Source organism: Brachybacterium sp. p3-SID957 (assembly GCF_025144775.1).
Classification (GTDB): domain Bacteria; phylum Actinomycetota; class Actinomycetes; order Actinomycetales; family Dermabacteraceae; genus Brachybacterium; species Brachybacterium epidermidis.
This window is the reverse complement of sequence record NZ_JALXKT010000031.1, coordinates 1-12,494: the sequence shown is the minus strand read 5'-3', so window position 1 is coordinate 12,494 and position 12,494 is coordinate 1. Positions and strand designations below refer to the sequence as shown.

11 protein-coding genes are annotated in these 12,494 nt (G+C 70.9%); 8 read left to right on the top strand and 3 right to left on the bottom strand.

Annotated features, from left to right (window positions below; all coding sequences use genetic code 11):
* The first annotated feature begins 3 nt into the window (after window positions 1–3).
* The 5 genes from M3B01_RS08275 (at window position 4) to M3B01_RS08255 (ending at window position 4,376) form a co-directional block, all read left to right on the top strand.
* The gene (locus M3B01_RS08275) at window positions 4–798 is read left to right on the top strand and encodes an AraC family transcriptional regulator (RefSeq protein WP_259791062.1); all 795 of its coding nucleotides are present in this window, start codon (window positions 4–6) and stop codon (window positions 796–798) included.
* 19 nt (window positions 799–817) lie between these two features.
* A complete protein-coding gene (locus M3B01_RS08270; protein ID WP_259791060.1) occupies window positions 818–1,222 on the top strand; it encodes a VOC family protein in 405 nt (134 codons plus the stop codon).
* Between the two features lie 28 nt (window positions 1,223–1,250).
* Window positions 1,251–2,018, top strand: a complete 768-nt coding sequence (locus M3B01_RS08265; RefSeq protein ID WP_259791058.1) for an SDR family oxidoreductase — start codon at window positions 1,251–1,253, stop codon at window positions 2,016–2,018.
* A 56-nt stretch (window positions 2,019–2,074) separates the two neighbouring features.
* Window positions 2,075–4,015 carry an ABC transporter ATP-binding protein gene (locus M3B01_RS08260; RefSeq protein WP_396123351.1) on the top strand — a complete coding sequence of 647 codons (1,941 nt, stop codon included), beginning with the start codon at window positions 2,075–2,077 and terminating at the stop codon, window positions 4,013–4,015.
* Between the two features lie 127 nt (window positions 4,016–4,142).
* Window positions 4,143–4,376, top strand: a complete 234-nt coding sequence (locus M3B01_RS08255) for a hypothetical protein (protein ID WP_193865430.1) — start codon at window positions 4,143–4,145, stop codon at window positions 4,374–4,376.
* A gap of 11 nt (window positions 4,377–4,387) precedes the next feature.
* Here M3B01_RS08255 and M3B01_RS08250 read toward each other — a convergent pair whose 3' ends face one another.
* The 3 genes from M3B01_RS08250 to M3B01_RS08240 form a co-directional block, all read right to left on the bottom strand.
* Window positions 4,388–4,660, bottom strand: a complete 273-nt coding sequence (locus M3B01_RS08250) for a 2Fe-2S iron-sulfur cluster binding domain-containing protein (protein WP_193865429.1) — start codon at window positions 4,658–4,660, stop codon at window positions 4,388–4,390.
* A gap of 164 nt (window positions 4,661–4,824) precedes the next feature.
* Window positions 4,825–5,526, bottom strand: coding sequence for a response regulator transcription factor (locus M3B01_RS08245; protein ID WP_311203214.1), 702 nt, complete (start codon window positions 5,524–5,526; stop codon window positions 4,825–4,827).
* Entirely contained in the window at window positions 5,526–6,941 is a 1,416-nt protein-coding gene (locus tag M3B01_RS08240; RefSeq protein WP_259791051.1) for an ATP-binding protein, read from the bottom strand. Before M3B01_RS08240 ends, M3B01_RS08245 begins: the two co-directional genes overlap by 1 nt.
* Window positions 6,942–7,089: 148 nt before the next feature.
* Between M3B01_RS08240 and M3B01_RS08235 the strand changes: the two genes are divergently transcribed.
* The 3 genes from M3B01_RS08235 to ileS all read left to right on the top strand — a co-directional run bounded on the left by M3B01_RS08235 (window position 7,090) and on the right by ileS (window position 12,479).
* A complete protein-coding gene (locus M3B01_RS08235) occupies window positions 7,090–8,556 on the top strand; it encodes a PspC domain-containing protein (RefSeq protein ID WP_259791048.1) in 1,467 nt (488 codons plus the stop codon).
* A complete protein-coding gene (locus M3B01_RS08230) occupies window positions 8,553–8,864 on the top strand; it encodes a hypothetical protein (RefSeq protein ID WP_259791045.1) in 312 nt (103 codons plus the stop codon). The genes M3B01_RS08235 and M3B01_RS08230 overlap by 4 nt, the downstream gene beginning before the upstream one ends.
* 309 nt (window positions 8,865–9,173) lie before the next feature.
* The gene (ileS, locus tag M3B01_RS08225) at window positions 9,174–12,479 is read left to right on the top strand and encodes an isoleucine--tRNA ligase (protein ID WP_396123350.1); all 3,306 of its coding nucleotides are present in this window, start codon (window positions 9,174–9,176) and stop codon (window positions 12,477–12,479) included.
* Window positions 12,480–12,494: the final 15 nt, after the last annotated feature.

Genomic DNA, 12,494 nt, shown 5'->3' with positions numbered 1-12,494 from the left:
TCCATGCCGTCCTACGTGCATCGTGTCCCGGGGGCACTGGCACCGTACGTTCGCTCCTGCGTGGGGTACGACTACCGCCTCGCACCGGAGGCCGCCCACCACGGGCTGCCCTCCACGGACATCACCGTGATCATCGCGTTCGACGAGCCCCTGGACTGCTCCTGGCTCGACGGTGCGCAGCGGGCGCGATACGACACGCTTCTGGCCGGTCTGCACAACCGGCCGTCCCTGATCCGCACCCACGGGCATCAGCACGGGATCCAGCTGTCGGTGACGCCCCTGGGGGTGCGCGCCCTGTTCGGGGCCCCGGCCGGTGCCTTCGCTCAGGTTCTCGTGGACGGCGACGACGACTCCCGCATCCCGGCCGACCTGCAGCGCCGACTCCAGGACATTCCCTGGCGCGACCGGTTCCGCCTGGTGGACGAGCACCTGCTGCGTCGCATCGATCCAGCAGGGGCCAGCATCCGTCCCGAGCTCGCTCGAGCCTGGCACCTCCTGGGAACACACCCCGGTGCGATCAGGGTGAAGGACGTGGCGGGGGAGGTGGGCCTCTCGCGCAGGCAGCTGCTCACCACGTTCCGCCACGAGTTCGGCGTGACTCCCACGCAGGCCCGGCGCCTGGCGCGGTTCGACGCGGCGCAGCAGCTGCTGAAGACCGGGTGGCAGGCCGCCGAAGTCGCTGCCCGGGTGGGGTATGCCGATCAGCCCCACCTGAACCGTGAATGGAGAGCGCTGGCCGGGATCACGCCGAGCCAGATGCTCGACGACTTCCCCGTCGTCCAAGACGATCTGCCCTGAGTGCACGCATGCTGGTCACATGACCACACCACAGCTGTACCACTGCCTCCGCTCCACCGACGCCGATCGCACGATCGCCTTCCTCACCGCACTGGGCTTCACCGAGAAGCTGGTGTTCCGCGACCCCGAGGACCCGACGATCGTGCACCACGCCCAGTTCCAGTGGCGGGACCACGGCGGGCTCATGCTCGGGTCCGTCCGCGGCGACGAGGAGGAGACCGCTCCCTGGTTCCGGCCCGGCGCATCCGTGTGCAACCTGGTCGTCCCCTCCGACGAGCAGGTCGACGAGGTCCTGCGCCGGGGCGTCGAGGCCGGTGGACGCGTGGCCGCCGAACCCAGCGAGCCTCCGCATGGCGGCCGCACCGCCGGGATCCTCGACCACGACGGGAACTACTGGAACATCGACTCCTACCCCGGGGAGTGAGGGCGCGCCCCCCGCGTAGGCTGGGCACATGACCGATGCTGCGCCCCTCACCGCCGTCGTCACCGGAGCCTCCTCCGGCATCGGCCGTGCCACCGCCGTACGTCTCGTCGCCGATGGCTGGCGGGTCCTGGCCGTCGCCCGCCGCGAGGAGAAGCTCGCCCAGCTCGCGGAGCAGACCGGCTGTGAGGTGCTGAGCGTCGACGTCACCGACGACGACTCCGTGGCCCGCCTGGCCGAGCGTTCGCGGGAGCTGTTCGGCGAGACCCTCAATGCCGTGGTGCACGTGGCCGGCGGCGCCCTGGGGGTGGAGCCGGTCGCTGAGGCGGACCTGTCCAAGTGGCAGGGCATGTACGACATGAACGTGCTCGGGGCCCTGCGGGTCACCCGCGCCCTGCTGCCCGCCCTGCGGGAGAGCGGCCGCGGTGACGTCCTGTTCGTCACCTCCGTCGCCGCGCACGAGGCCTACCCGGGCGGCTCCGGGTACAACGCCGCCAAGGCGGGTGAGCACATGCTGGCCCGCGCCCTGCGCCTGGAGCTGAACGGGGAGAGGGTGCGGGTCATCGAGATCGCCCCCGGCATGGTGCACACCGAGGAGTTCTCCCTCACCCGCCTGGGCGACCAGGCCGCTGCCGACAAGGTGTACGAGGGCGTTCAGAAGCCGCTGACCGCCGAGGACTGCGCCGACGTCATCTCCTACGCCCTGAACGCCCCGCACCACGTGAACCTGGATCTCGTCACGGTGCGCCCCCTCGCGCAGGCCGCCGCCCACGCGGTGGCCCGCGGGAAGGGCGTGTGATGACCGCAGGCCCCGGCGGGGGTGGCCGCGGAGGCGGCGTGAGAGGCCACCACGGGATGCCCGAGATCACCCTGCCGCCCGGCCAGAAGCCCGACACCCGCCGCGTGATGCGGCTGTTCACCCCGTACCGCGGCACCATCGCTGCAGTGCTGCTGCTGATCGCCGTGGGCGCCGCCGCCGGGGTGATCTCCCCGTTCCTGGTGCGCGAGATCGTGGACGTGGCCCTGCCCGAGCAGCGCATGGACCTGCTGGCCTGGTGCGTCGGCGGACTGATCGCCGTCACCGTGGTCTCCAGCGCCCTCGGGGTCATCCAGTCGATGCTGTCCACCGGCGTGGGCCAGGCGGTCATGCACGACCTGCGGGTCGCCGTGTACGGGCATCTGCAGCGGATGGGGCTCGGCTTCTTCACCCGCACCCGCACCGGTGAGATCCAGTCCCGCATCTTCTCCGACATCGGGTCCATGCAGGCCGTGGTCACCAACGTGATGACCCAGATCGTCTCCAGTGCCGCAGGCATCGTGATGGCCCTGGTGGCGATGGTGGCCCTGGACTGGCGGCTGACGCTGTTCTCCTTGATCTCCATGCCGTTCGCGGTGTGGATGAACCGTCGCGTGGGCCGTCGGCGCCGCGAGATCGTCAAGGCCCGCCAGGAGAAGGCCGCGGACCTCTCCGCCGGGATCCAGGAGTCGCTGTCCGTCTCCGGGATCCTGTTGGGCACCACCATGGGCCGCACCCGCGCCCTGACCGAGAGCTTCGCCGTGGACTCCCGGGGCCTGGCGGACCTAGAGATCCGCTCCGAGATGGCCGGCCGCTGGCACATGGCCGTGTTCAGCACGCTGATGGCGATCTTCCCCGCGCTCACCTACCTGCTGGGCGGGTACCTTCTGTTCACCGCCGATGAGCCCGGCACCCTGGGCGGCGTGGGCGGGACCGGGGTCACCATCGGCACCCTGGTCGCCTTCATCTCCCTGCAGACCGGTCTGTTCCCCCAGGTGAACGGGCTGCTGCGGGTGGCCACCCAGGTCAACAGCTCGCTGGCCCTGTTCACCCGGGTGTTCGAGTACCTGGATGCCCCGATCACCATCGACGACGCCCCCGGCGCCCGCGCGCTGGACCCCGAGCAGGTGCGCGGCGAGATCCGCTTCGAGGACGTGGACTTCACCTACCCCGGCGCCGACGAGCCCACCCTGCACGGCATCGACCTGGTGGTCCCGGCGGGCAGGCACACCGCCCTGGTGGGTGCCACCGGCTCCGGGAAGACCTCCACCGGCTATCTGATGGCCCGGCTCTACGACCCCACCGGCGGGCGCATCACCCTGGACGGGCACGACCTGCGCGAGGTGGCCATGGAGTCCCTGGCCGCGTGCCTGGGCGTGGTCACCCAGGAGACGTACCTGCTGCACGCCACCATCGCGGACAACCTGCGGTTCGCCCGGCCCGACGCGACCGACGAGGACCTGATCGTCGCCTGCCGGATCGCCCAGATCCACGACCACATCGCGGCCCTGCCCGAGGGCTACGGCACCGTGGTGGGCGAGCGCGGCTACCGCTTCTCCGGTGGGGAGAAGCAGCGCCTGGCGCTGGCCCGCACCATCCTGCGGGACCCCCCGGTGCTGCTGCTGGACGAGGCCACATCCGCCCTGGACGTGGCCACCGAGCGGGCCATGAGCGGCGCGCTGGATGCCGTGGCGCGCGGCCGCACCACCGTCTCGATCGCCCACCGCCTCTCCACCGTGCGCCACGCCGACCAGATCGTGGTGCTGGAGAAGGGCGACATCGTCGAGCGCGGCACCTACGAGGAGCTCATCGCGGCCGGAGGGGCCTTCGCGGCTCTGGCCGCCCAGGACGCGCGCGAGGGCGAGCATGGGGAAGGGGCCGAGCTCGAGGAGCGCGCCGAGCGGGAGCTGGAGGAGCAGCGCGAGGACCGCGCCCGGCGTGAGGAGCAGGCCCTGGAGAAGAACATGACCATCGAGGGGGCCTTCCGGGTCGAACCCTGACCGATCTCATACCAAAGTCAGGGTCGAGTACACCCATGGCGGGATGCAGTGCGCCGTGATCCGCGGAACCATGGAGTCAACGCCCGGCGGGATCCCGCCGCGATGGACTCTCATGGGAGGAGCGGACATGACGACCACCACTGATCATCACCGAGGCACCGCCGCCCCCCACCGCTTCCCGCGGAAGCCTGCTGTGGGCCGTCCGGTGCTGTTCGCTGTGATGCTCAGCGTCGCGGCCCTGTTGCTGCTTGCCGTGCTGATCGCCGGACCCTCACTGCCGATCCCGCTGATGATCGCCGCCGCCGTCGGCGCGCTCGGCCTGGTGGTGCTCAGCTGGACGGTGGCCGGTCCCCGGCTCTGAGGAACCGGTTCTCAGACGTCGATCTCGATCTCGCCCTCCCCGCGCGAGACGCAGGTGATCATGTTGGAGTCCTTCTCGTCGTCCATGAGGAACTCGTCCAGGTGCTCCACCTCGCCGCTGACCAGCGGCACCATGCAGGTGCCGCACACGCCGCCCTCGCAGGAGTAGTCCATGGAGATGCCCGCGTCCAGCAGGGCCTGCAGCAGCGATTGGCCCTCCGCGACCTCGACCGTGATGCCGGACTTCAGGCACTTGGCGGTGAACGGTTCTCCGAACAGGGACATGCTCGCTCCTCGGTGGATCAACAGCATGGGCCGACGGTTCGGGCCCGATGCACCCCCCAGGATGTCACGGCCCGGGCTTCCGATGCAGGACCAGCATCGACAGTGACACGGGACTCTCACATCCTCATCACCGCGCCGGCCCTGCGCGGTACGGCCGGGTGAGCTCAGATCACCCGCCGGTCGCGCGCCCAGCGCGTGAGCTCACGGCGGTTGGACAGCTGCAGTTTGCGCAGCACGCTGGAGACGTGGCTCTCCACCGTGCGGTCCGAGATGAACAGTGCCGAGCCGGCCTCACGGTAGGTGTACCCGCGGGCGATCAGCTTCATCACCTCCTGCTCCCGTACGGAGAGCAAATCCAGTTCTGTGCTCGAGGTGGGCACCGAGGTGCGGAACGCATCCAGCACGAACCCGGCCAGGCGCGGGGAGAACACCGCGTCACCACCGGCCACCCGGTGGAGGGCATCAGCAAGATCCTCACCGGTGATGGACTTGGTGACGTAGCCGCGGGCACCGGCGCGGATCACCGCCAGTACGTCCTCCTCCGCGTCGGACACCGACAGGGCCACGGCCCGCACCGGGGCACCGTCCGGCGTGGTGAGGTCCTGCAGGGACTGGGCCACCTCGGCACCGCCGCCGCCGGCACCGCCCGGCAGGTGCACATCCAGCAGCACCACATCCGGGCGCAGGCGCTGCGCCTCGTCGATCGCCGAGGCGACATCGTGGGCCTGGGCCACCACCGAGATGCCCGGGTCGGCGCGGGTGATCTCCCCGGTCACGCCGGTGGCGAAGATGCGGTGATCATCCACCACCAGCACCCTGATCAGGGTCGGAGCGGGAGGGGCCTTCGAGGAGCCAGGGGCGTTCATCAGGGGCTCCACGGCAGTTCGAGGGCCACCTCGGTACCGCCGCCGGGGGCTGGGCGCACCGTCGCGGTACCGCCGGCGCGCCGCAGGCGGCCGATGATCGACTCCCGTACCCCCAGCCTGTCCCGAGGCACCTGTTCGAGGTCGAAGCCGGGCCCGCGGTCGCGCACATAGGCCTCGATGCGGCCCTCTGCGATGTCCACGAACACGGCGACATCCTCCCCGCCATGGCGGCAGGCGTTCAAGGTGGCTTCACGCAGGGCGCCCAGCAAAGGCTTCATCAGCTCGCGCGGCACCTGTCCGGCACCCACCACCACGGCGTCCACGCTGACTCCGTGGGCGTCCTCCATCTCGGCGGCGAGCATCTCCACGGCGGTGCGCAGGTCGGTGTTCTTCTCCGCGGACTCGGCCCGGTCGCGGTACAGCCACCCGCGCAGCTCCCGTTCCTGCCTGCGGGCCAGGCGCCGCACCTCCTCGGGGTCCATCCCGGGGCGCTGCATCATGGCGAAGGTCTGCAGCACCGAGTCGTGCAGGTGCGCGGTCATCTCGCTGCGGTGCTGGACCAGGGTGCGGGCCTCGGTCTCCTCGCGGATGCCGCGCCACAGTCGCCTGCCCCACGGCACCAGCACCACCGCCAGCAGCATCGCCACGCCGCCCGCCCCGATGGCGAGCACGATGGTGACGCCGGGGCCGACGACGGTGCCGGCCACACCGAGGGCGGTGGCGAGCATGCCCGCGATCGCGATCGCCAGTGCCGTCAGGGCACCGCCGGGGATCCTCGTGGTCTCCCCGGTGCGGCGGTCGCGGTCCAGATCCGCGAGAGGAACCACTCCGAGGGTGACCGCCCCGGTCATCGCAGCGCCCACCACCACCAGCACGGCCCACTGCTGCTCGTAGAAGAGGCTGCTGAGCGGGACGAAACCGGTGATGGCCACGGGCACTGCCACGAAGAACACCATGGCGATACCGGCGGCGAGGGAGGCCACCGCAGCGAGCCCGAGCCAGCGCCCGAACCGCGTCGAGGATCGGCTGCGGCCGGAGGCAGCCGACGAGGACGCGGCACGACGATCGGGGGCTGCGACTGCCGCCGGACGCCCGCGCACTGCCGCCAGCTGTGCCGAGGCGGGACCATCACCGGTGCCGTCGTCCAGCGGCAACGCCCACCACAGTGCCGCGTACGCCAGGGGCAGGGCACTGAACACGGCCAACACGATGATGACGGCGTCCCAGGACCAGTAGTTGACCAGTCCCACGGCTGCCGTGAAAGCGGTCGCCGCGCTTGCAGCGAGCATCACCAGACGCAGCACCGCCACCGGTAGCCCGGTGCGGTGGGCCAGCAGCGCGCACACCCCGGCCAGCACCGCGTCCCGTCGTTGACGGGTCCACGGCGCGGGCGAGGGGAGGATCACAGCGACCATGACCAGCATTCTGCCGCCGCAGGCCACCACGCCACGCCGAGCACGCCCCGGATCCGGGACGAACCCGGGATCGGCTCCGGGCCGGACACGGGACGGCTCCGGGGTGGCGGCGCTCCCGCCGATGGCACCGGCGGGCGAGGATGGCGCCATGAGCACCAGCACGGACCCTTCCCCCGAGGCGATCGAGCAGACCCTTCGCTCCACGCTGACCCCCCGAGCGCACCTCACCGCCGCGGACCGGGCCCGCCGATCCTCACTCCTGCGCACGGAGGGTGCCGGGTGGATCGGTGGGGTGTGCACAGCGATCGCTGCGGCACTGGGCGTCTCGGTGCGTCTGGTGCGGCTGACCGCCGTGGTGCTGGCAGGCACGGGCGCGGGACTGGTGCTGTACCCGGTGCTGATGCTGCTGCTGCCCCGCACCGCCCGCACCCGGGCGCGTGTGGAGGCGCCTGAGGCGGCGGTCGACGACGCGGAGATGGCGGAGATCCCACTGGGAGCCATGGCGCGGGGTCGCGTGCGCACTGTGGACGTCCTGGTGGTGCTGTCGCTGATCCCCGCGATGCTCGTCGGCGGCTACCTGCTGCTCCTCCTGGTCATCTACGGCAAGGCGCTGCTGGTGCTGCTGCTCCTGCTGTCCGTGCTCCTGCTCGCGGTGCTGGCGCTCGCCGCCGGGCGCGCCTCCCAGGCGCGGCAGGCCATGATGCTGGCCGTGCTCGCACGGAGGGCAGGATTCAAGGACCAGGAGGAACTCGAGGAGTTCCTGGCCGAACAGCATCGACGAGCCCCGTACGCCTGGGGCGAGCGTCCTGTGGCCGATCCCGTCCCCGTGGATACGGCGGCCGCTGTTCCTGGCAGAGCTCGACGGGGGAGGGGGCGCGGGGACCGAACCGGTCGGAACCGTCCGCGGGTGCAGAAGCCGTCGGCTCGCACCACCCTCGCCGTGCTGGCCCTCACCCTCGCTGCCGGCGCCCTCACCTTCCTCACCGTGAACCTCACCCCCCAGCTGCTGCCCGCTGTCACCCAGGACCCGCCCCTGCCGCAGATCGGCAGGGCCACCGCAGCGCTCGCCGTGATGACCACCGTCACCGGGGCGGCGCTGGTGGTGATCGGCTGGCGTGGGAAGCGCAGCGTGACGATCGCGCTGGTGGGCCTGCTGGCCCTGGGCGGCACGAGCCTGGGGGCAGGGTGGTTGCGTCTCACCCATTCCCCGGGTGCCGAGCCCCTCGTGATCGCGATGAGCGAGGATCTCACCGCGGGCGACGCCTTCTGCCCCACGGATCTGGGCTCGGCCGGCGTGGACATGGTGCTGGACCTCAGTGCAGTCACCGCCCCGCAGCCCGGCCAGGACCACGACGACGAGAGTGGGGAGAGCACGATGCCCGAGGAGCGGGCCTACGCCGCCTGCGAACGCCCGTTCGGTGACGTGACGGTCATCCTTCCGAAGGACCCCTCGCTGGTCGAGCTGCACGCCCACAGTGATCTCGGTGAGGTGCACGGCCAGCCCTCGGTCACCGGGGGAGCTGATGCGCCGCTCGTCGTCCACGCCTACACCGGTCTCGGTGACATCCGCATCCAGCCCTATCCCGGCACCCCCGCCCAGGAGGAGACCCCATGAGCACCCCGGACACCGCCACCGCCCCAGAGCCCTCGATCGACGATGATCTCTCCGCTGTCCCGGCCACCCGCCGCCCACTCACCGTGGCGCTCGGCATCATGCTGCTGCTCGGTGCGATCATCGCCGCCGCGTCCGTGGTGCCCACCCCGCGCTGGGACCTGTGGCTGGTAGGGGTGCTGGCCCTGCTGGGTGCCTCCCTCGGGCTGCTGGTGATCGCGCTGATACCGCGGGAGGTCCATCGCGACGACGCGGACCGAAAGGAGGGAGAGCTCCTCGCGGATGAGGCCGATCCCACTGCCGTGCGCTGACCGCACCGGTTCCGCCCGCCGCCGGTGCCTGGCTACACTGATCGCATCGGCATCGACCCGGCCATCACCGGTGAGCCGCGGGAAGAACAGCCGCCACCCCCACCTCGGCGCCGAGTCGCAGCGGGGGAGTCGGCCCAGTAGAACCCGCCGGGACCAGCCCGTCACAGCTGAGGAACAAGGGGATCCCCCGCGCCCGCCCGCTGGCGAGAGGGTCAACCGAGGTGGTACCGCGCAGGCCGCGCCCGCAGGGGCAGCGGCGGCGTCCTCGGGCAGCACAGCCGCAGTCCGCCACCCTCTGGAAGGTCCCCCATGGTCTACCCGGTCACCGGAGCCGCCCTCGTCCCCTCCCCGAACCTGCCCGAGCTCGAGGAGCGCATCCTCGCGTTCTGGCGTCAGGACGACACCTTCCGCACCTCCATCGCCCAGCGCGACGGCGCCGACGAGTACGTGTTCTACGACGGCCCGCCCTTCGCCAACGGCCTGCCGCACTACGGGCACCTGCTGACTGGCTTCGTCAAGGACGTGGTGCCGCGCTTCCGCACCATGTGCGGCCAGAAGGTGGACCGCCGCTTCGGCTGGGACACCCACGGCCTGCCCGCGGAGCTGGAGGCCATGCGAGAGCTCGGCATGACCGAGAAGCACGAGATCGAGCAGATGGGGGTTGGCCAGTTCAACGCCGCCGCCGAGGCCTCGGTGCTGACGTACACCAAGGACTGGGAGGAGTACGTCGAGCGGCAGGCCCGCTGGGTGGACTTCGAGAACGATTACAAGACCCTGGATGCCTCCTTCATGGAGTCCGTGCTGTGGGCGTTCAAGACCCTGTACGACCGCGACCGCGCCTACGAGGGCTACTCAGTGCTGCCGTACTGCTGGAAGGACCAGACCCCGCTCAGCTCCCACGAGCTGCGCATGGACGACGACGTCTACCAGATGCGGCAGGACCCCTCGGTCACCGTCACCTTCCCCTTCACCGGGGACAAGGCCGCCCAGCTGGGCATCGAGGGCGTGCGGGCGATTGCCTGGACCACCACCCCGTGGACCCTGCCCACCAACTTCTCCCTGGCCGTCGGCCCCGAGGTCACCTACGTGGTGGTCCCGGCCGGCCCCGAGGGCGCGGCCGACGGCGCCGCCGCCGGTGAGGTCCGCTATCTGCTGGCCGCCGAACTGCTGGCCGCGCATGCGAGCCTGCTGGGCTACGCCGACGCCGAGGCCGCCCAGGCCGCGGTCGAGGAGCGCAGCTTCGCCGGTGCGGAGCTCGAGTACGTGACCTACCAGCCGCTGTGGGACGTGTACTCCGCGGACCGCGAGCGCTGGGGCACCGAGAACGCGTGGATCGTGACCGTCGCGGACTACGTCTCCACCGAGGACGGCACCGGCGTGGTCCACCAGGCCACCGCCTACGGTGAGGAGGACCAGAAGGTCAACGCCTCCTACGGGATCCCGGTGATCGTCTCGGTCGACGAGGGCGCCCAGTTCCTCGACCTGTTCCGCGGCACGGCCCTGGATGCCATCGCCGGGGTGCAGGTGTTCGAGGCCAACCGGCCCATCATCCGCACACTCAAGGCCGATGGCCGCCTGCTGCGCGAGGCCAGCTACGAGCACTCCTACCCGCACTGCTGGCGCTGCCGGAACCCCCTGATCTACAAGGCCGTGGGCTCCTGGTTCATCAAGGTCGCCGACATGCACGAGGACCTGCTGCGCCTGAACGAGCAGATCACCTGGGTGCCCGGCAACGTCAAGCACGGCCAGTTCGGCAAGTGGCTGGAGGGCTCGCGCGACTGGGCGATCTCCCGCAACCGCTACTGGGGCTCCCCGATCCCGGTGTGGAAGAGCGATGACCCGAACCACCCGCGCATCGAGGTGTACGGGTCGCTCGCGGAGCTGGAGGAGGCCTTCGGGCGACTCCCGGTGGACGAGAACGGTGAGGTGAACCTGCACCGCCCCTACATCGACGAGCTCACCCGCCCCAACCCCGATGACCCCACCGGACGCTCCATCATGCGCCGTGTCACCGACGTGTTCGACGTGTGGTTCGACTCCGGGTCCATGCCGTTCGCGCAGGTGCACTACCCCTTCGAGAACACCGAGTGGTTCGAGTCCCACAACCCGGCCGACTTCATCGTGGAGTACATCGGGCAGACCCGCGGCTGGTTCTACGTGATGCACGTGCTGGCCACGTCCCTGTTCGACCGGCCCGCGTTCTCCAGCGTGATCTGCCACGGCATCGTGCTGGGCGACGACGGCGAGAAGATGTCGAAGTCGCGCCGCAACTACCCCGATGTGCGGGAGATGTTCGACAAGTACGGCGCCGATGCCATGCGCTGGTACCTGATGAGCTCGCCGATCCTGCGCGGGGGCAACCTGGTGGTGGCCGAGCCGCAGATCCGCGACGCCGTGCGGCAGACGGTGCTGCCGCTGTGGAACGTCTGGTACTTCCTGGGCATGTACGCCAACGCCGCCGGTGCCAAGGATGCAACCGGCCGCCCCACCGGGTATCGCGGCCAGGCTCGCTACGAGTCCGACGACGTCATGGACCGCTACCTGCTAGCCCGAACCGGGCGCCTGGTGCGCGAGGTGCGCGAGCAGATGAGCGAGCTGGCGATCGCCGATGCCGCCGCGTCCATCCAGTCCCACCTGGACATGCTCACCAACTGGTACGTGCGCCGCTCCCGCGACCGTTTCTGGGAGGGCGACGAGACCGCGATCGACGTGCTCTCCACCTGCCTGGAGACGCTGTGCCGGGTGGCGGCGCCGCTGCTGCCCATGGTCACCGAGGAGATCTGGCAGCAGCTCACCGGCGGCCGCTCCGTGCACCTGACCGACTGGCCCGACGACTCGCTGTTCCCCGCCGGGGAGGAGGCGGATGCACTGATCGCCTTCATGGACGACGTGCGCGCCGTGGCCAGCGCCGGCAACGCCCTGCGGAAGAAGGAGGGACTGCGCGCTCGGCTGCCCCTCGCGGAGCTGACCGTGGTGCACGCCGAGCCGGCCGCTCTGGAGCCCTTCGCCGGCATCCTGCGCGATGAGCTGAACGTCAAGGCAGTGCGCCTGCTGGACGTCGCCAGTGAGGAGGCCCAGGGCATGGGCGTGGAGCAGCGCCTGAGCGTGAACGCCCGCGCCGCAGGACCCCGCCTGGGCAAGCAGGTGCAGCAGGTCATCAAGGGTGCCAAGTCCGGCGACTGGTCCGTGGCAGGCGACGGCACCGTCACCGCCGGCGGCCTGGAACTTGTCGATGGCGAGTACACGCTGGACCTGGTGGCGGGGGAGTCCGCAGCGCTGGAGGGCCGGGCCGTGGGCGTGCTGCGCGGCGGTGACTTCCTGGTGCTGGACACCCGGGTCACCCCGGAGCTGGAGGCCGAAGGCACGGCCCGCGACGTGGTGCGCGCCATCCAGGCGGCCCGCCGCGACGCCGGCTTCGACGTCTCGGACCGCATCCGCCTCACCGTGGACGGCGACGCACAGGTGGTGGAGGCCGTGGCCGCGCACCGCGATTTGGTGGCCGGCGAGGTGCTGGCCATCGAGGTGCAGGTCCCCGCTGCTCCTGCCGAGGGCGCGCACGCGGCGGCCGAGAAGGTCGCCGGAGGGTCGGTGACGGTGTCGGTCGCGAAGGCCTGATCAGTTCCATCCACG

Excerpts from the sequence above, each read along its gene's own strand:
- M3B01_RS08245 (WP_311203214.1), bottom strand. The coding sequence starts at position 5,526 with ATGAACGCCCCTGGCTCCTCGAAGGCCCCTCCCGCTCCGACCCTGATC.
- M3B01_RS08255 (WP_193865430.1), top strand. The coding sequence starts at position 4,143 with ATGACGACCACCACTGATCATCACCGAGGCACCGCCGCCCCCCACCGC.
- M3B01_RS08260 (WP_396123351.1), top strand. The coding sequence starts at position 2,075 with ATGCCCGAGATCACCCTGCCGCCCGGCCAGAAGCCCGACACCCGCCGC.
- M3B01_RS08250 (WP_193865429.1), bottom strand. The coding sequence starts at position 4,660 with ATGTCCCTGTTCGGAGAACCGTTCACCGCCAAGTGCCTGAAGTCCGGC.
- ileS (WP_396123350.1), top strand. The coding sequence starts at position 9,174 with ATGGTCTACCCGGTCACCGGAGCCGCCCTCGTCCCCTCCCCGAACCTG.
- M3B01_RS08235 (WP_259791048.1), top strand. The coding sequence starts at position 7,090 with ATGAGCACCAGCACGGACCCTTCCCCCGAGGCGATCGAGCAGACCCTT.
- M3B01_RS08275 (WP_259791062.1), top strand. The coding sequence starts at position 4 with ATGCCGTCCTACGTGCATCGTGTCCCGGGGGCACTGGCACCGTACGTT.
- M3B01_RS08265 (WP_259791058.1), top strand. The coding sequence starts at position 1,251 with ATGACCGATGCTGCGCCCCTCACCGCCGTCGTCACCGGAGCCTCCTCC.
- M3B01_RS08230 (WP_259791045.1), top strand. The coding sequence starts at position 8,553 with ATGAGCACCCCGGACACCGCCACCGCCCCAGAGCCCTCGATCGACGAT.
- M3B01_RS08240 (WP_259791051.1), bottom strand. The coding sequence starts at position 6,941 with ATGGTCGCTGTGATCCTCCCCTCGCCCGCGCCGTGGACCCGTCAACGA.
- M3B01_RS08270 (WP_259791060.1), top strand. The coding sequence starts at position 818 with ATGACCACACCACAGCTGTACCACTGCCTCCGCTCCACCGACGCCGAT.